Origin of the sequence: Marinobacter xestospongiae, from assembly GCF_023156385.1 — a bacterium.
GTDB classification, from domain to species: domain Bacteria; phylum Pseudomonadota; class Gammaproteobacteria; order Pseudomonadales; family Oleiphilaceae; genus Marinobacter; species Marinobacter xestospongiae.
Genome location: NZ_JAKZAK010000005.1, coordinates 53610 through 71774, shown reverse-complemented (window position 1 = coordinate 71774; position 18165 = coordinate 53610). Strand labels below are relative to the sequence as shown.

The 18165-nt window shown below is 60.4% G+C and carries 19 protein-coding genes; 14 read left to right on the top strand and 5 right to left on the bottom strand.

All coding sequences use genetic code 11. The annotated features are described in order from the left end of the window. Window positions 1-240, bottom strand: a complete 240-nt coding sequence (gene tusA, locus MLD24_RS04760; RefSeq protein ID WP_425562294.1) for a sulfurtransferase TusA — start codon at window positions 238-240, stop codon at window positions 1-3. 147 nt (window positions 241-387) lie between these two features. Here tusA and MLD24_RS04755 point away from each other — a divergent pair, with 147 nt between their 5' ends. After that, entirely contained in the window at window positions 388-672 is a 285-nt protein-coding gene (locus MLD24_RS04755) for an antibiotic biosynthesis monooxygenase family protein (RefSeq protein WP_227175651.1), read from the top strand. A 40-nt stretch (window positions 673-712) separates the two neighbouring features. On the opposite strand, the gene rlmM is transcribed toward MLD24_RS04755, so the two are convergent. Continuing rightward, a complete protein-coding gene (rlmM, locus tag MLD24_RS04750) occupies window positions 713-1789 on the bottom strand; it encodes a 23S rRNA (cytidine(2498)-2'-O)-methyltransferase RlmM (RefSeq protein ID WP_248164641.1) in 1077 nt (358 codons plus the stop codon). A gap of 93 nt (window positions 1790-1882) precedes the next feature. Here rlmM and MLD24_RS04745 point away from each other — a divergent pair, with 93 nt between their 5' ends. Continuing rightward, window positions 1883-3766 (top strand): sensor domain-containing diguanylate cyclase, encoded by a 1884-nt coding sequence (locus tag MLD24_RS04745; protein WP_248164639.1) that lies wholly within the window; start codon window positions 1883-1885, stop codon window positions 3764-3766. On the opposite strand, the gene MLD24_RS04740 is transcribed toward MLD24_RS04745, so the two are convergent. Further along, the gene (locus MLD24_RS04740) at window positions 3747-4427 is read right to left on the bottom strand and encodes an alpha/beta family hydrolase (RefSeq protein ID WP_427902071.1); all 681 of its coding nucleotides are present in this window, start codon (window positions 4425-4427) and stop codon (window positions 3747-3749) included. The two genes, MLD24_RS04745 and MLD24_RS04740, sit on opposite strands and share 20 nt — an antisense overlap. Before the next feature lie 358 nt (window positions 4428-4785). Between MLD24_RS04740 and ccoN the strand changes: the two genes are divergently transcribed. From ccoN to MLD24_RS04695, 9 genes are all read left to right on the top strand, one after another. Then, on the top strand, window positions 4786-6216 hold the full coding sequence (gene ccoN / locus MLD24_RS04735; RefSeq protein WP_227175643.1) for a cytochrome-c oxidase, cbb3-type subunit I: 1431 nt from the start codon (window positions 4786-4788) through the stop codon (window positions 6214-6216). 17 nt (window positions 6217-6233) lie between these two features. Beyond that, window positions 6234-6842 carry a cytochrome-c oxidase, cbb3-type subunit II gene (gene ccoO / locus MLD24_RS04730; RefSeq protein ID WP_227175641.1) on the top strand — a complete coding sequence of 203 codons (609 nt, stop codon included), beginning with the start codon at window positions 6234-6236 and terminating at the stop codon, window positions 6840-6842. Between the two features lie 5 nt (window positions 6843-6847). After that, complete coding sequence (locus MLD24_RS04725; RefSeq protein ID WP_227175639.1) at window positions 6848-7033, top strand: cbb3-type cytochrome oxidase subunit 3; 186 nt, start codon at window positions 6848-6850, stop codon at window positions 7031-7033. Then, window positions 7030-7920, top strand: coding sequence for a cytochrome-c oxidase, cbb3-type subunit III (gene ccoP, locus MLD24_RS04720; protein ID WP_227175637.1), 891 nt, complete (start codon window positions 7030-7032; stop codon window positions 7918-7920). Before MLD24_RS04725 ends, ccoP begins: the two co-directional genes overlap by 4 nt. Before the next feature lie 148 nt (window positions 7921-8068). Next, on the top strand, window positions 8069-9502 hold the full coding sequence (gene ccoG / locus MLD24_RS04715; RefSeq protein WP_227175636.1) for a cytochrome c oxidase accessory protein CcoG: 1434 nt from the start codon (window positions 8069-8071) through the stop codon (window positions 9500-9502). 96 nt (window positions 9503-9598) lie between these two features. Further along, entirely contained in the window at window positions 9599-10117 is a 519-nt protein-coding gene (locus tag MLD24_RS04710; RefSeq protein WP_227175634.1) for a FixH family protein, read from the top strand. After that, window positions 10114-12561 carry a heavy metal translocating P-type ATPase gene (locus MLD24_RS04705; protein WP_248164631.1) on the top strand — a complete coding sequence of 816 codons (2448 nt, stop codon included), beginning with the start codon at window positions 10114-10116 and terminating at the stop codon, window positions 12559-12561. Before MLD24_RS04710 ends, MLD24_RS04705 begins: the two co-directional genes overlap by 4 nt. A gap of 38 nt (window positions 12562-12599) precedes the next feature. Next, window positions 12600-12845: a cbb3-type cytochrome oxidase assembly protein CcoS gene (ccoS, locus tag MLD24_RS04700; protein ID WP_248164628.1), complete on the top strand. Its 246-nt coding sequence runs from the start codon at window positions 12600-12602 to the stop codon at window positions 12843-12845. Next, window positions 12845-13528, top strand: a complete 684-nt coding sequence (locus MLD24_RS04695) for a sulfite exporter TauE/SafE family protein (protein WP_248164627.1) — start codon at window positions 12845-12847, stop codon at window positions 13526-13528. The genes ccoS and MLD24_RS04695 overlap by 1 nt, the downstream gene beginning before the upstream one ends. A gap of 75 nt (window positions 13529-13603) precedes the next feature. Here the strand turns inward: MLD24_RS04695 and ttcA are convergent, their stop codons facing one another. After that, window positions 13604-14524 carry a tRNA 2-thiocytidine(32) synthetase TtcA gene (gene ttcA / locus MLD24_RS04690; protein WP_425562296.1) on the bottom strand — a complete coding sequence of 307 codons (921 nt, stop codon included), beginning with the start codon at window positions 14522-14524 and terminating at the stop codon, window positions 13604-13606. Window positions 14525-14615: 91 nt separating this feature from the next. Here ttcA and MLD24_RS04685 point away from each other — a divergent pair, with 91 nt between their 5' ends. Genes MLD24_RS04685 through MLD24_RS04675 form a run of 3 tightly spaced genes read left to right on the top strand, consistent with a single transcriptional unit; the run spans window position 14616 to window position 17003 of the window. After that, the gene (locus MLD24_RS04685) at window positions 14616-15260 is read left to right on the top strand and encodes a TetR/AcrR family transcriptional regulator (protein WP_248164621.1); all 645 of its coding nucleotides are present in this window, start codon (window positions 14616-14618) and stop codon (window positions 15258-15260) included. A 48-nt stretch (window positions 15261-15308) separates the two neighbouring features. Further along, the gene (locus tag MLD24_RS04680) at window positions 15309-15953 is read left to right on the top strand and encodes a DNA-J related domain-containing protein (RefSeq protein WP_248164618.1); all 645 of its coding nucleotides are present in this window, start codon (window positions 15309-15311) and stop codon (window positions 15951-15953) included. Between the two features lie 9 nt (window positions 15954-15962). Next, window positions 15963-17003, top strand: coding sequence for a polysaccharide deacetylase family protein (locus MLD24_RS04675; RefSeq protein ID WP_248164615.1), 1041 nt, complete (start codon window positions 15963-15965; stop codon window positions 17001-17003). Here MLD24_RS04675 and MLD24_RS04670 read toward each other — a convergent pair whose 3' ends face one another. Next, a complete protein-coding gene (locus tag MLD24_RS04670; protein ID WP_248164613.1) occupies window positions 17004-18155 on the bottom strand; it encodes a MalM family protein in 1152 nt (383 codons plus the stop codon). It lies immediately after the preceding gene. Window positions 18156-18165: the final 10 nt, after the last annotated feature.

Below are 18165 nucleotides of genomic sequence, written 5' to 3'. Positions count from 1 at the left end.
CTACTGCCCCCGACGGATGAAATAGACATATTCCCCGCCCAGTTCCTGATGCAACACCAGTTCGTGGCTCAGGAACTGGCAAAAGCGGGGTATGTCCCGGGTGGTCGACGGGTCCGTGGCCACTACCTTCAGAACCTCGCCGGCAGCGACGTCCAGGATACGGTTGTGCAGCATCATGACCGGCTCAGGACAGAACAGTCCGCGTGCATCGAGTTCAGCGGCAAAGGCTGGTGTTTCCAAGTGAGTTCTCCCATTGATCTGCCAGCGAGCCGTCATGCCCACAACCCACCGCCGGCAGGTTGGCCCAAGCTCCCGGGCTGAGGCAGAAAATCCGTGCTAAGTTAGAGGTATAGGTTCTTTTTTGTTGGCCAGACCTGAGGTACGCCCATGATACGAGTCATCATTGAACGCCACATCGCTGAATCGCTCGAAGACGCCTACGAAGAACGCTCCCGCCGAATCCTGCAACACGCCGTCGGAGCCTCGGGCTTTATTTCCGGGGAGACCCTGGTCGATGCCACCGACCCCAATCATCGCCTCACCCTGGCCAACTGGCGTTCGGTCGCCGACTGGGACCGCTGGTACCACTCCGACGAACGCAAGGATCTACTGGCGGAGATTATCCCGATGATGGATCAGGACGAAAAGATTACCATCCTGATGCAAAGCTAGGGAGCCCTCAGGGGGCTCCTCCCCGTCGCCACCCAGGCAATCAGTCCCGCCGCTCGATGAAACAGGTGATCTCCTCACGGTCATGATACAGATGGCTCGCTTTGAAGAACCAGTTCAACTCGGTTTCCGATAACGCCTCTTCAATCAGCTCACGGCAGATCAGCCACTCGTCGTAGCGCTTCTTCATCGGCAATTTGAGATTGAAGATGGTGTAACGGCACATCCGGTCCACGATCCAGGAAACGGCCATTTTGGCGGTTCGCCGTGGATGGTCAACGATGTCGCAGACCATCCAGTCCACACCCCGCTTAGGTCGCCAGGTGTAGCCGTCGGCTTCAACGTGTTGAACCTGGCCGGTGGCCATCAACTCCGCCTGCATCGGACCATTGTCCACGGCAGTCACCATCATGCCCTGGCGGACCAGCTGCCAGCTCCAACCTCCCGGGGCGGCCCCGAGATCCACCGCTTTCTTGCCTCCCCCCAGGTAGAACAGCGCCTGCTCCTCAGGAAAGAAAACCTTCCAGGCTTCTTCCAGCTTCAATGCAGACCGGCTGGGGGCAGACGCCGGCAACCGCAGGCGCGGAATACCGCCGAGAAAGCGGGACCGATTGGCGGCACGGCTGATGCCCACCCATGCCAGGTCAAAGCCGGTTAGCAGAATCTCCAGACGGTAGTCACCATGGCCGTCCTGGTCGGCGGGCATCAGGCCGGCACCACGCAACCCTTTGGACAGCGGCGCCACCCACTTGCGGGCAAACCGCCCCAGATCACCATCGTCGTGGCCTTCGGGCAAGCGCACTTCCAGCCGCCCACAGGGTGGCAGTGCCACATCCGGCAAGCGCAGGGCCTCAATCACCGCGCCGACACGATCCTCCGCCGGCAACTCCAGCACGGTCAACACCTCGATCCAGTCCCGGGTGAACACCAGCTCGTCAATCGACACCCGCGCCATCAGATCCGACGCCCGCTCCCCACCGGACAGATGGAACTCCACGATGCCGCCGGCAGGGCCTACACTGAAGTAACCGTAACAACCGCGCTGGGCGGCCATGTCCGTCAATTCACGTCCGGCATCGGTCTCGAAACCCGGTCGACAAAACAATACTAAGCGGCCCATGACATACCTATGTTGATAATTGAATACTGCGCAACAGAACAAGCTGACGGTCGCCTGATACGCTGCGCGTTTTTGCTCGACGGCATTTCCGCTATGACCCTACTACGCGGGCTGGTCCTGCTCAGCCTCTGCCTGGTATCCGGCCAAAGTGCCGGCAATCACCCTTTATCGACAGGGAACCAGAGCACGCCCTGCCCCCTGCTGTCGGTCAACGATCCGGTCCAGCGTGATCGGCTGCTGTACCATACCTGCTATCTGTCTCAACCGACAGATCTGGGCGACTGGCGGCAAATCACGCCCGCCCAACTCCCCGCCCAACTGCAGTGGCAAGCGTCCAATGGTGAGCAGTTGGCATTCCCCCGCTCACAACTGGAATACTGGATTCGGCTGAACCTGAGGAATGATGGCCCAACCCCTGGCTTCTGGTACCTGGCACTGGACTATGCACCGGTGGATTATGTCTCCTTCACCCTGCACAAAGCCAATGGCAGATCAATCATTGAAACCGGTGACCAGCGCCCCTTTGACGCCCGGGGCATCAACTACCGTTACTACCTGGTACCGATCAGCCTCAACGCGGGCGAAGCCGCTACGCTCTACGTCCGACTGAGCAGCCAGGGCGCACTGAACCTGCCGTTGTCACTGCTTACCCCCGACGAACTGGTGGCGCAGAGCAACACGCTGACTCTCACACATGGGCTGTTCTACGGCGCCCTGATTATCTTCGCCCTGTTTAACCTGCTGCTGTTTATCAGCTCCGGTACCCGCTACTACTTTTTCAACGCCTTTTATATGGCATCCCTGGGGCTTTTCCTGTTTGCCATGGGCGGGTTTGCTTACCAGCACCTGTGGCCCGGCAGTCCCTGGCTGGCCAATACCGCCATCCCCCTGTCCATGGCTTTGTGCGCCCTGGCGATCAATCTGTTCGGGCGCTCCTTTTTGCAGGTGCGTCGGCAAAGCCCGCTTACCTCGCGGCTGATGACCGCCCAGACCGGCATCGCCTGTGCTCTGCTGGTGCTGGCTCTGGTTCTGCCCTACAACCACGCCATTGCCATTATAACGGTTGCAGCCCTGGCACTGATCTTCAGTCTGTTCTTTATCGGCGTTATTCGCTGGCGGCAGGGCCACAGCCACGCCAAATGGTATGTGTTGTCCTGGTCGCTGATGGTGCTTGGCACCCTCACCTATGCCCTCGCGGCGTTTGGCTATATCCCGGATTTCCTGCAGCACGAGATGATCATGCAAAGTGCGATAGGCGGCCAGGTACTGCTGCTGAACTACGCCATTGTGCAGCGCTGGCGTGATATGCAAAAACGCCTTTGGCTTGCGGAAAACCGTGCCAAGATGCGCCTGGAACGGGAGGTTGCCGAACGCACGACCCAACTGCAGGAAGCCATGCGTGACCTAGAGGCCGCCAATCAGCGACTGGAGGCACTGTCTACCCGGGACAGTCTTACCGGCCTGCACAATCGCCGCTACCTCGACGGGCGCCTCACTGAACTGATACGCGAGGCTCACCGGCACCTCCGCCCGCTGGCGCTGGTGGTGCTGGATGCAGACCACTTCAAGCGCATCAATGACCACTATGGCCACGCGGTGGGTGATCTCTGCCTTCGCCACATTGCAGATGAACTGAAGCACGCCGTCCACCGGCCCCAGGATGTGGTTGCCCGCTTTGGCGGGGAGGAGTTCACGCTGCTGCTTCCCGACACCAACCTTGCCGGCGCTCAGCAGGTGACCAACCAGTTCCTGCAACGTCTGGCATCCTGCCCCGCCGGCCAGCGGGAAGGCTTGCACATTCAACTGACACTGAGCGCCGGCGTCGCCGTGCTGCAAGACGACGAGACACCGGCACAACTGTTCCAGCGGGCCGACGACGCTCTGTACCAGGCCAAGGCTGCCGGCCGAAACCAACTGGCGGTCGCCGATAACACACCGTCATCGATCGACAGGGCAACTAATCGCAGCCACGAATAAAGCGGGCAGCGTGGCTCGCTGCCTCTTCGATCAATTGCTGCTGCGTTCGCCCGGACGACTTGAGCGGTTGAAAATCGTGGTTACCGCCATCGAGCCAATGCAACACCAGCGGTAGATTCCGGCCAAGATGTTCCACCACCTCGTCCAACTTGCCGAACGGGTCCCGTGTACCCTGGATGATGCACAGCTTCGTCCAAAGCGCCGGGAAGTGATCGGTTCGCCAGCGATCCAGCTTGCCCGGAGGATGGAATGGATAGCCAAAACCGATTGCTCCGCTGAACGCGCCCTCCATCTCAGGTTCGCTGGCCAACAGGCTGGCCATCCGCCCACCCATGGACTTGCCCCCGATAAACAATGGACCGCCCTTCGAAACCTCCCGAGCAAGGTCAACCTGCTCCCTGAAGAACGTCAGCAGCTTCTCTGCCCGATCCGGCGGCCGCTTGCGACCATCGGCCTTGCGCCGTTGCATATACGGGAAATCGAACCGCACGACGGTAACCCCCTGATCCGCCATCGCCTCAGCCAGCGTAGTCATAAAAGAGGAGTCAGCGGGTGCTCCAGCACCGTGAGCCAACAGCAGCGTACCATGGCAGTTCGGGCCACGGCCGCGGGTTGTATATGCTTCAGTAGAGTTCACCTGACCTCCATTAGCGACTATCATGTGGGTTCTAATAAGGAGCCTAAGAATAACGCCCCGCTTTTGAAAACGCGCCCCATGGCGGCCCACCGGGTTCGACCAGATGGAGCTGTTTTGTGTTTTCAAAGGCTTAGGGCCGTTTTTTTATGGGCTCCAGAACGAACCTGTAGATCACCGGATTAAATCCGTAGTGCATCTATATAGGGGGTGCTTTCACAGGTCCGGATTTTTGCCGATACCGGTTGGCAATATTCGGCCATGTGGCTGATTTGAGAGACCTTTGGCAGCCTGTCGTGACTTGACCTGAGTCATTGCAATGATGTCATGCTTTCTCCATACTTGCGCCCGCATACTTCCCCACTCTAAACCCATTGGTAAGGCTATGAGCACAGTAAATCCAAACCTGACATACAACTACAAGGTGGTGAGACAGTTCGCCATCATGACAGTGGTATGGGGTATTATCGGGATGAGCCTGGGTGTGCTGATTGCAGCACAACTCGTCTGGCCCTCTGTTAACCTGGATCTGCCCTTTACCCACTTCGGCCGTCTACGGCCGCTGCATACCAACGCTGTAATCTACGGCTTTGGTGGTTGTGCGTTGTTTGCAACTTCCTACTACGTGGTCCAGCGGACCTGTCAGGCACGCCTGTTCTCGGATGGCCTTGCACAGTTCACGTTCTGGGGCTGGCAGGCTGTTATGGTGGCGGCGGTTATTACCCTGCCCCAGGGTCTGACCTCCACCAAGGAATACGCCGAACTGGAATGGCCGATCGACATCCTGATCACCCTGGTCTGGGTGGCCTATGCCGCGGTCTTCTTCGGCACGGTGATGAAGCGCAAAGCGCCTCACATCTACGTGGCCAACTGGTTCTACGGAGCCTTCATCATCACGGTTGCGGTACTCCACGTTGGTAACAACCTGGCGCTTCCGGTCAGCGCTTTCAAGTCTTACTCCGCTTACGCGGGTGTCACCGACGCCATGATCCAGTGGTGGTGGGGTCACAATGCGGTAGGCTTCTTCCTGACCGCCGGCTTCCTGGGCATGATGTACTACTTCGTTCCCAAGCAGGCCAACCGTCCGGTTTACTCCTACCGTCTGTCCATCGTTCACTTCTGGGCTTTGATTGCCACTTACGTCTGGGCCGGTGGTCACCACCTGCACTACAGCGCCCTGCCTGACTGGGCACAGACCGCAGGCATGGTTATGTCCCTGATTCTGCTGGCTCCGAGCTGGGGCGGCATGATCAACGGCATGATGACCCTCTCCGGTGCCTGGCACAAACTGCGTACCGATCCGATCCTGCGCTTCCTGGTGGTTTCCCTGTCCTTCTACGGTATGTCTACCTTCGAAGGCCCGATGATGGCTATCAAGACCGTCAACGCCCTCTCCCACAACACTGACTGGACCATCGGTCACGTACACTCCGGTGCGCTGGGTTGGGTTGCGATGATCAGTATCGGTGCCATGTACCACCTGATCCCGAAACTGTGGGGCGTTCGTGAAATGTACAGCTCCGCCCTGATCAACCTGCACTTCTGGCTGGCCACTGTCGGCACCGTTCTGTACATCGTTGCCATGTGGGTCAACGGCATCATGCAGGGTCTGATGTGGCGCGCGGTAAACGCCGACGGCACTCTGACTTACAGCTTCGTCGAGTCCCTGGAAGCCTCCTACCCGGGTTACTTCGTGCGCTGGCTGGGTGGTGTGATCTTCGTCTCTGGCATGCTGGTCATGGCCTACAACGTACGCAAGACCATCAAGCAGAAAGACGCGGTTGCCCTGGATAACGCTGCGGCCCAGGTTGCCTGAGAGGAGTAGAGAGACCAATGAGACACGACATTATTGAAAAGAACGTCGGCCTGATGGCCCTGCTGATCGTACTGGTGATCAGCGGCGGCTTCCTGGTCGAGGTTGTGCCCCTGTTCTTCCTCAAGGAAACCAACGAGCCCGTGGCTGGCCTGGAACCGCTGACGCCGCTGCAACTGGAAGGCCGTGACATCTACATCCGTGAAGGCTGTCACGTCTGCCATACCCAGCAGATCCGTCCGTTCCGTGCCGAGACCGAGCGCTATGGCCACTACTCCGTGGCTGGCGAGTTCGTCTACGAGCGTCCCTTCCTGTGGGGCTCCAAGCGGACTGGTCCGGACCTGGCCCGGGTTGGCGGTCGTTACTCCGACGCCTGGCAGCGGATGCACCTGTTTGATCCGCGCAGCGTGGTACCTGAATCCAACATGCCGGCATTCCCCTGGCTGTTTGAGAACAAGGTCGACCACACAGGCACTGCAGCCAAGCTGACGACCATGCAGACTCTGGGCGTGCCCTACACCGATGAGCAGATCGCCAACGCGGCTGACCAGGTACAAGGCAAGTTCGAGATCGAAGCGCTGGTCGCCTATCTGCAGCAGCTCGGCACTGTGATTTCAACCAAACGGTGATCCCGATGGATATTAACGAGGTACGCGGCATCCATACGTTGCTGGTCTTGATCGCTTTCCTCGGCATCTGCTGGTGGGCGTACAGCGCCCGCCGCAAGAAGTCGAATGACGAAGCGGCACACCTGCCCTTCGACGATGATGAGATCGATCGCCGTACCCTTGAGAAAGACAGAACGGAGAAGAAACAATGAGTACCTTCTGGAGCATCTGGATCAGTGCGATCGTGCTCGGTACCATCTTTGGGTGCTGGTGGCTGCTTTGGGCAACACGCAAGAGCCAGACCACCGACACCGAAACCGAGCGTACCACCGGCCATTCTTTCGATGGCATCGAAGAGTACGACAACCCTCTGCCGAAGTGGTGGTTCTACCTGTTTGTCGGCACCTGTGTCTTCAGCCTTGGCTACCTGGCGCTCTACCCCGGCCTGGGTAACTTCAAGGGTCTGCTCGGCTGGACGCAACACAACCAGTGGGAGAAGGAAGTTCAGGTCGCGGAAGCCAAGTACGGCGAGATCTACGCCCAGTACGGCAGCACCCCGATCGTCGAACTGGCCCAGAACGAAGATGCCATGAAGATGGGTCAGCGTCTGTTCGCCAACAACTGCGCAGTCTGTCACGGTTCCGCCGCCCGCGGCGCGGTTGGTTTCCCCAACCTGACCGACGACGACTGGCTGTACGGTGGCGATCCTGACACCATCGTCCAGACCCTGACTCACGGCCGCCAGGGCGCCATGCCAGCGAAGGGCATGATGCCGAATATGGACTCCGAGCAGGTCGACCAGGTGGTCAACTACGTGTTGAGCTTCAGTGATCGCGCCCGCGATCCGGAAGCCGCCAAGGCTGGCGAGCAGGTCTTCATGCAAGCCTGTGCCGCCTGTCACGGCCAGGATGCCAAAGGCATGCAGGCCATGGGCGCCCCCAACCTGACCGACAATACCTGGCTCTACGGTAGCACCTATGACCGTATTGAGGAGACCGTGCTCTACGGTCGCCAGAACCAGATGCCGGCCCAGAAAGGACGTCTGAGCGAAGACCAGATCCATATTCTGGGCGCTTACGTCTACAGCCTGTCGAACTAAGGCTAACGGTCGCTGTCCCTGATCCCAGGGGCAGCGCCCTCCCCTCCTTCCGAGTCTTTTGAACCCTGAGTCCGGCGATCGCAGGCCCAGGCTTGAGAGGATTCCACAGAATGCCCAAAAGAGGCATGCCCCTGATTGGGAGGTCATGATGAGCAGTCAGATTCCGGTTAAGCAAATCGATCCTTCGACTGATGCCTCCGACAACAACAAGAAAAAAGCAGAGACCGTCGATTTATACGCCGAACGTAAGAAAATTTACGTCAAAGAAGTAAAGGGCCTGTTCCAGCGAATACGCTTCTTCAGCCTGATGGGGTTGATGGGGATGTATTTCCTGTTCTGCTGGATCACCATTGACGGGCAGCCCCTGATCCACTTCGACCTGCCCGCCCGCGAGTTCCACCTCTACGGCGCCACCTTCTATCCGAAGGATTTCTTCCTGCTCTCGGGGATGCTGATCATCTGCGCCTTTGGGCTGTTCTTCATTACCACACTGTTTGGCCGGGTCTGGTGCGGCTACACCTGCCCGCAAACCGTCTGGACCTTCATTTTCATGTGGGTGGAAGAGCGGATTGAAGGCAGCCGCAACAAGCGGATGAAGCTGGACAAGTCCGAGAACTCCCGTGAGAAGGTGGTCAAGAAAAGCCTGAAACACACCGCATGGCTGTTAATTGCCCTGGCAACCGGCCTGACGTTTGTGGGCTACTTCTACCCCATCCGCGAGCTGATTGCAGACCTGTTTACCCTGCAGGCCAACGGCTGGGCCTACTTCTGGGTGGCCTTCTTCACGGTCGCCACCTACCTCAACGCCGGCTGGCTGCGGGAGCAGGTGTGCCTCTACATGTGCCCGTACGCCCGTTTCCAGTCCGTGATGTTTGATCCCAACACCCGCATCGTGTCTTACGATCCGAGCCGGGGTGAACCCCGCGGCGGCCGCAAGAAAACCGCGGCCAAAGAGGAACTGGGGCTTGGCGACTGCATCGATTGCGGCCTGTGCGTACAGGTCTGCCCCACTGGCATCGATATCCGCGACGGCCTGCAGTACGAGTGCATCGGCTGCGCCCTGTGTATCGACGCCTGTGATAACGTCATGGACAAAATGAACTACCCCCGCGGGCTGATCCGTTATACCACCGAAAATGAGCTGGAGGGCAAAACCTCCAAGCTGCTCCGTCCCCGGACCTTCGGTTACGGCATTGTGCTTTCGCTGATGGTTTCCGCCATTATCTTTACCCTGTCCACACGGGTACCGGCGGAACTCGACGTACTGCGTGATCGCGGGGCCCTGTTCAATTACAACGGCCGGGGTTTGATCGAGAATTCCTATACCCTGAAAATAGCCAATATGTCGGAGGTTCCCCAAACCTACCAACTGTCGGTCAGCGGGCTGGACACCCTGACCTTGACCAGCAAGGCACAAGTTAACGTCGCCAGTGGTGAACACCTGTCGCTGCCTGCGGTCGTGGAAGTGGACCCTGAATCCATCCACGACACCAACAGCACCATCACCTTCACCATGCGGTCGCTCACGGACGAATCGCTGACCATTGAAACCGAGAGCCGGTTCGTTGGACCCAGCCAGTAATCGAACCTTCCGGTAGAATCCTGGTCACACCGCCGCCGGCCTTAGTGCCGGCGGCCTGATTTTTACCGGTAAACGCGTCACTACAGAGAATTCGTTATGAGCAATGACACCCCAGTCGCCCCCTGGTACCGCCAACCCTGGCTCTGGTTCCTTCTTTTCTTCCCCGCCGCCGCCATCATCTGGTGCATATTCATGATCACCATGGCAATTACCAGTGAAAACGCCATGGTGACGGATGACTACTCAAAGGAAGGAAAAAGCATCAACCTGGAACTGGCCCGCGACACCAAGGCGGTGGAGTTGGGCCTGGGCGCAGTTCTCGATTTCTCCGGCGAGCAGGAGATCCGGGTAACCATGTCCAGCGACAAGTCAGCGGTGTCCTACCCCTATCTGATCCTCAAGCTGTTTCACCCAACACTGGAAGAGAAAGACCGCACCATTCAGCTCAACCCGGTGTCTGAGCATGCCTACACCACCGCCATGCCTCGCGACATCAACGGTCGCTGGTACCTCGACCTGCGCAGCCCGGATAACGACTGGCGCCTGAAGGGTGAGATTCTGCTGCCCGCCGCAATGCCAATGGCCCTGGGGACGGCAGCCAGCGAGGACGGGTGATTCCATTGGATTGCTTCCACTGCGGCGAGCCAGCTGATGGCGACCCGCCGATCACCCTCGAACTGGACGGTGAGACCCAGCACTTCTGCTGCCTGGGGTGCCAATCGGTTTGCCAGACCATCCGTGCGGAGGGTCTGGACGGCTTCTATCAGCACCGGACCGCGCCCGCCGTCACACCACGGATTCTGTCTCAGACCGAGCTTGCCCAGTTGCGGGAGTTTGATCACCCGCTGGTGCAGCAAAGCTTTGTCGCTTCGGTCAAGGCGGGGCGCGAGGCTCAGCTGCTGATCGAAGGGATCACCTGTGCCGCCTGCATCTGGCTGCTGGAGAACCACCTTGGCCAGCGGCCGGGGGTGCAGTCCTTCACCGTCAACCACACCACCCAACGTGCCCGGCTGGTGTGGTCCCCCGACCAGGCCTCGCTGAGCGATCTGCTGATTGCCATCAACGAGCTGGGCTATCGCGCCCGCCCCTACCAGGCTGACGAGGCCGAACAGGCCCTGAAGGCGGAAAAGCGCTCCGCCCTGATCCGGCTCTGTGTCGCTGGCATCGCCACCATGCAAAGCATGATGCTGGCCTTCCCGCTCTACTTTGAGCTGATCAACAACCTCTCTCCCGAGTTTGTCCAGTTCTTCCGCTGGTTCAGTCTGCTGGTCGCCACGCCGGTCGTCTTTTACAGTGCCCGCCCGTTCTTTCGCAATGCCCTGCGGGACATCCGCAGTCGCCATCTGACCATGGACGTGCCCGTTGCGACCGCCATCGGCCTGGCCTATTCCGCCAGCGCCTGGGTAACGGTAGTCGGCGGTGAGGAAGTGTATTTCGAGTCGGTCTGCATGTTTACCTTCCTGCTGTCGCTGGGACGGTACATTGAAATGCAGGCGCGCTACCGGGCCGGTCTCACCGGCAATGCCCTTGCCGGGGTCCAGCCGTCCGTCGCTACCCGCGAAGCGGATGGCCAGAGCGAACTGGTGGCCACCCATGACCTGACCACCGGCGACATCATTCGGCTGAAGCCCGGCGAAACCCTGCCGGTGGACGGCGTCATCGTCAGCGGCCACTCCACCCTCAACGAAGCCGCGCTCACCGGCGAGTATCTGCCGGAAACCCGTCAGCCGGGTGATGCGGTCCATGCCGGCAGCGTGAATGGCGAGAATCCGCTGACCGTGCGGGTCGAGAAAACCGGCGCCAATACCCGTCTGTCGGGCATACTGCGCATTCTCGACCGGGTTCAGTCAGAGAAGCCGGCCATTGCCCGCATGGCTGACCGGGTGGCCGGCGTTTTTGTCAGCCGCATCCTGATCATATCGCCACTGGTATGGATCGGCTGGTGGCTGGCCGGTTCAGACCGGGCCTTCGATATCACCCTGTCGGTGCTGGTGGTAACCTGCCCCTGTGCCCTCTCACTGGCGACACCGACCGCCATTACCAGTGCAACGGTCAAACTTCGCAAGCTGGGATTCCTGCCCACCCGGGGACACACCCTGGAATCCCTGAACAACATCGATACCGTTGTTTTTGACAAGACCGGCACCCTCACCCAGGGCGAGCTGTCACTGGTACACAGCGAAACCATGGCCGCCCTGGACCGGGATACCCTGAACGGTGTCGCCGCCGGATTGGAGCAGGCCTCAGAGCATCCCATTGCCAAGGTGTTCCACCGCTTCCGCCCGTATCCCGTGACCGACATCCGCAACCACGTCGGCGGCGGCCTGACCGGCCAATGGCAACAGCAGTCCGTCGCCATCGGCCATCGCGAGTTCGTACAGGACCACACATCGGCCCCTTTGCCGGAAGTTGCTTCCCACCAGGGCATCGAGATCTGGCTGGCCTCAGACACCCAGGTGCTGGGGCGCTTCGTGCTGGACGACCAGCCCCGTGATGACGCCCGTGCCGCCATCGCCAGCCTGCAGCGACGGGGCATTCGCACCCTGCTGCTGAGCGGGGACCGCTCCGGCCATGTCGAGCATATCGCCCAATTGCTGGGCATTGATGAAGCCCAGGGCCAGGCCACACCTGAGGACAAGCTGGCCCGCCTGGAGCAACTGCGCGCCGACGGCCACAACATCATGATGGTGGGTGACGGTCTCAACGATCTGCCTTCCATGGCCGGCGCCGGAGTGGCTGTCGCCATGGGCAATGCCGCCGACCTCACCCAACTGCGGGCAGACGCTGTGCTGCTGAACGGCCAGCTCAGCCAGTTGGAGCAGGCCATCGATACCAGTCGCAAGACCCGTCGGGTAATCCGTCAGAACATGGCCTGGGCCCTTGGCTACAACCTGTGTGCCCTGCCACTGGCGGCCGCCGGTCTGATTCCACCCTGGCTGGCCGCCATTGGCATGTCCCTGAGTTCACTGGTGGTGGTAATGAATGCCCTGAGACTGGGCCGCCAGGACGATTCCGGCAACACCGAAACCACGCTGGTTGGCGTTAACCCTGCAGCCTGATACCGTCCCGGAAGAGGCTTTGAATACGAGGTGATAGTGTGGAAATCCTGCTGATACTGGTGCCGTTGACCCTGATCATCGTCGCCGTGGGCGCGATCCTGTTCTCATGGGCGGTCAAGAACGGTCAGTACGACGATCTGGAGGGCCCCGCCCACCGCATACTCTACGATGACGACCGCGATATGATTCCCGAGGATGTCCGTCCCGACGACAAGAGCCAGGCCGCCAAGCGAGAGGCCAGGGACGATGCCACCGACTCCTCCGAGGAGGAACCGAAAAGCTGATGGCGGCAGAGTTGTACCTCAGCTATTCCAGCGCCTTTCTGATCGGCTTTTTGGGCAGCACCCACTGTCTGGGCATGTGCGGGGGAATCAGTGCGTCCCTGTCCATGGCGCTGCCCGTGGGCCAGGGCTTTCGCTGGCGGCAGACCCTGATGCTGTTGGCATTCAACGCAGGCCGCATCGGCAGCTACATGCTGCTGGCCACACTGATCGCGCTGCTCAGCACCAACGCCGCCGCCCAGTGGGCACAGCTGGCACCGGTCCTGCGAACCCTGGCGGGGCTGCTACTGATCGTGATGGGGTTGTCGATGGGGCAATGGTGGCAGGGCATCCGCTACGTCGAACGACTCGGAGGACCGATCTGGAACCGGCTGTCGCCGCTGACCAAGCGCTTCCTGCCAGTTCATCACCCCGGCCAGGCCCTGGCTCTTGGCGCACTGTGGGGCTGGCTGCCCTGCGGCCTGGTCTACAGCACTCTGGGTTGGGCGGCCTTGCAACCGACAGTTACCACCGCGGCACTGACCATGGCCTGTTTCGGTCTGGGGACACTGCCTTCCATGCTGGCGACGGGCTTTGCCGCCAACAGCCTGCGACGACTGAAACAACAACGCACCTTCCGCCAGCTCTCCGGCATCCTGCTGATTGCTTTCGGAGTCTGGACACTGCCACTGGCTGGCCTGGTCTAGATAACTACCGTTCAGCGGCTATTCCGCATTTCCACTCAGTGCTGCCGTTACTTCGCCAGCGAAACGGCAGCACAATCAGATGTTGAGCACGTCCAGGCGACCGAAGTCTGGTGCTTCCGGCTCAACGTTGCCAACCGCAGCCGATCCTGTCCGGCGCTCCCCGTTCCGGAAATCAAACAGCTCGGTATCCGCCAGATGGGACGGCTCAACGTTGCACAGGGCCCGGAACATGGTCTCCAGCCGGCCGGGATGCTGCCGGTCCCAGCCCTGCAGCATGTCCTTGATCACCTGACGCTGCAGGTTCTCCTGGGAACCACACAGGTTGCAGGGAATGATGGGAAACTCCCGCAATGCGGCATAACGGGCGATGTCCTTCTCTCGAGCGTAAGCCAAGGGGCGGATCACCATATTGCGGCCATCGTCGCTGTGCAGCACCGGCGGCATCGACTTCAGCTTGCCGCCGTAGAACATGTTGAGGAACAGGGTTTCCAGCATGTCGTCACGATGGTGACCGAGGGCGATCTTGGTAACGCCGTGCTCTTCCGCAAAATTATAGAGAATGCCGCGCCGAAGCCGTGAACAAAGCCCGCAGGTGGTCTTCCCTTCAGGAACTTTTTCTTTAACAATACTGTAGGTGTCTTTCTCAATGATGTGGTATTCGATCCCCAGCTTGGCCAAGTAGTCTGGCAGTACCTCTTCCGGGAAACCCGGCTGTTTCTGGTCGAGGTTGACGGCGATCAGCTCAAACGACACCGGTGCGCTCTTCTGCAGATTCAGCAGGATGTCGAGCATGGCGTAGGAATCCTTGCCGCCACTGAGGCAGCACATGACCTTGTCACCGGCCTCGATCATCGAGAAATCGGCGATGGCCTGCCCCACTTCCCGACGCAGGCGCTTTTGGAGCTTGTTCAGCTCAAGCTTCTGCTTGCGGTCGGCTTCCCCCCGCAATTCGGTCTGGGATTCAGACGGGTCAGTGGTGGAAGCGGTTTCAGGCATGATGGCATCGGACATAGCGAACAACACATACAGTAAGAAAAAGTGAGCGAGCATTATACGCACGCCACCAATCCAAGGACAGGATGCAACCATGAATATGATGAAGACGCCCTCCCGGGTTCCAGGCAAGCGCGAAATCAACCGCATCAACAACCGCAACGCCATCCTCACCGCCGCCCGCGAATGCTTCCGTGAAAAAGGCTTTGAGAACACCACCATCCGCGACATCGTCCGCCGCACCCCGCTGGCGGCCGGCACCTTCTACAACTATTTCGCCAGCAAGCAGGACATCTTCATCGCACTGCTCGAGGACTTTCTGGAGCAGCTCAACCGCAATCTCAGCGAACAGCGGCAGGCCGCCAGTTCCACCGAGGACTTCGTGCGCTCCACTTACCTCGCCCTGTTCCAGGCCACCGCCGACGATCCGCTGGTGTATGAGCTGGCCCATCGCAATGACCAGGCCATCAAGGAACTGTTTGGGTCCGGCGTACTTGGCCTGGCAATGCGCTCCCTGGAGCAGGATGTGCGGGGCGCCATCGACCAGCAGCTGCTGCCTGAAGTCGATGTCGAATACCTCTGCGCCGCCTTCTTCGGCGTTGCCTATGAGCTCAGCCTGCGGGTGGCCCGACGAACCCACGATGACGAGGCTTCCAGCCAGCACGAGCCCGAACAGGCCGCCCACTTCGCCACCGCACTGTTTCTCGGCGGCATGGAGCGAATGGCCACGCTGCAATAGACCGGACCATCATCCCTGGCTTAACCTAGAGCGATGACTTCCGAATCCTTGCAAACCCGATCAACACTTGAGCAGGAACAGCTGGAGCCTTTGCAGTACCAGGTCCAGCACCTGCTGGTGGCACTGGAGACCATTCTGCGCCAGTCCCCAAGTGCGCATTCCGAGCTAACGCTGATCCGTACTCTGCAGGCGCGCCCCTGGAACCTGATTGGCGATGTCGACTACAGCGACCCGGCCCGCCTGTTTCCCGTTCATTTTCTGCTGTTTCATTCGCTGTACCGACTACGGGACGAGCTGTCTCCCCAGGGCTGGAAGCTCGACATTTCCCCTCTGTCCATTCGGCTGCAGCCGACCGATGTGGTGGGCGGCCAGGGGCTGCCAGACCATGGCGATACGTTGCGAAGCTACTACCTCGACCTGAACCACTGCCTGGTCTCGGACGATGCGGTCTATCGGATGATGGACGCGTTCTGGTCGGGCCAAAGCCAGGCCTCACCGGCCCATGACGAACTGCGGATGGCCGCCGAGGTTCTGGGGTTCGAAGCGGTACCCACCGAGCTACCACCGGTCAAGCAGCGTTTTCGTCGCGAGGTTATGAAGGCCCACCCGGATCGTGGCGGCAACGTTGAGCGGGTACAGGAACTCAATCATGCCTTTGCGGTCTTCAAAACCCACTTCCGAGACAGCAGGTAAGCCGACAGCATGCAACTAACGCGAAAGTCACATCCGTGGCGCTGGCCAACCGCACTGATTCTGGCACTGGTTACCCAGGTCAGTTCGGCCGACCTGACCGTGCTGCAGTACCATCACATCAGCGCCACCACACCGGCGGCCACCAGCACCACACCCGAGCTATTCGAATCCCAGTTGCAGACCATTGCCAACGCGGGCCTGGAGGTAGTGGAGCTGGAAGCGGGAACCCGGGCAGCACTGGCGGGAGAGCTCAACGAGACCCAGCAGGTTGCAATTACCTTCGATGACGCCTACCGCTCAGTGCTGGACGTTGCCGTACCGCTACTGCAGCAACGCCAGTGGCCGTTCACGATTTTCATAAACACCGAGGCGGTTGGAGCAAGTGGGCACCTGAGCTGGCCAGAGCTTGCAGAGCTGGCCCGGCAACCGGGGGTTACCCTGGCGAATCACAGCCACGATCACGGCCACCTGGTTCGGCGCCCGCAGGAAAGCCACACGACTTGGCGTCAGCGGGTGGATCACAGCCTGGATACCGCCCAGCGGACGCTGGAGCAGGAACTGGGGCAAACGGTGCCCCTGTTCGCCTACCCTTATGGCGAGTTCAGTGCCGAGCTGGAGGAACTGCTGGAAACGCGAGGCTGGCTAGCCTACGGGCAGCATTCCGGGGCGATTGGCGAGGGCTCGGGTCGCACTCGTTTGCCGCGCTTCCCCATGGCCAACCGTTACGGCCAGCCAGACGCGCTACCCGACAAGCTGCACAGCCGCGCCTTTCCGCTTGATCATGGCGAGCTTCCGGACGGCGTGGTGGAGAGTAACCCACCAACGCTGGCGCTGGCGCTGCCAGATGCCTTTGACGCCAATCGCCTTGGCTGTTTCGCCTCGGGACAGGGACGGATTGCTGTCGAACAGACCGCCAGCGACGTCCGCATACAGGCAGCAGAGCCGTTTACCAGCCGGCGCTTTCGTTACAACTGCACCTACCCGGCGGGCAACGGTCGCTTCTTCTGGCTGTCCCAGCCCTGGCTGGATCTGACCCGTCCCGAGGACTGATCAGAACGGCTCGATGCGCTGCAGGCTGAGGGTTCCGGTTCCCTGATGGGGTATCGCTTTGGGGCCGCGTTTGGTCTCGGTGACGGTCTGCCCGTCCCGGTCCTCGGGGCGGTCGTAGATCAGCAGCCAGCGCTCATCGGCGGCAGCCGCAACGGGTACCCGAATCTCCAGGTAGCCATGCCGATACCAGGTCTCCGGCACATACTCCGCCACCAGATCGGTCATCACCCGCAACGGCCGGAGGTCCCGGTCCAGAAACGCCATGGAGGGCACGTACAGACCATCCATGGCAAAGGATCGCAACCGCAGTCCATAACCACTTCGCCCCGGCACCTCCGGTAACTGAACCAGGCGGTAATGGCTATCGCCAGACACGAACCCGTGGCTTGGTCCATCCTGGTCAATCACCACCCGGAATTCACGGTCTGGCTGCCACGCCACCGACTGGCTCTGGTCCAGATCCTGGCAGCAGGCTTGTGCCCAGGCGGTCAGAGGATCAATGGATGATGGCGCCAGGCCGAGAACCGCAAGCGCTTCCGGATTGGCCTGGGCGGTTTCAGGGTTGCGATCAGAACGAATCACCGTTGCCGGTGTCCACTGGGGCGCCCGATCGGCTGCTGTCGCCGTCAGTTCACGGGTATCCGGCTGATAGTGACTGACCCGCAGATTGCCCTCAGCATCACGCCATGTGAAATAGGGGCCAGACTCCCCTTCTCTGACAAATCCCCGCTTTGCCAGCTCATCGCCATCAGGGTAGTTGTCCAGGGTGTACTCACCGTCTTTGGCATCTGCAGACACGGCAGCACCCGAACTGACGTCGGTACCAGAGCCTGGTGTCATGCCCGGCCCGACATTCTGATCCGCCGGTTGTGAGGAAGCGCTGCTGGTCAAACGGGGTTCAGGTTGCTGACCGCCAGGCTGTGCTGGTTGCTCTCCCTCGCTGGCCGACTGGGCGGCCAGGGTCTCGATGGGCACCGCATCGCGCTCATCCCGGATCGGACTCTGACGCACCCGCCCCTGCTCATCCACCCAGGTAAAGTAGCGCTCCCCGTCTCCCTGGGGTGCGGCACCCTGGCATCCGGCCAGCAGCGCGGAAACGGCTGCCAGCAGGCTGGCACGGACAGCCAGCCGAATGGAACATGCAGACTTCATGGCGAATTGC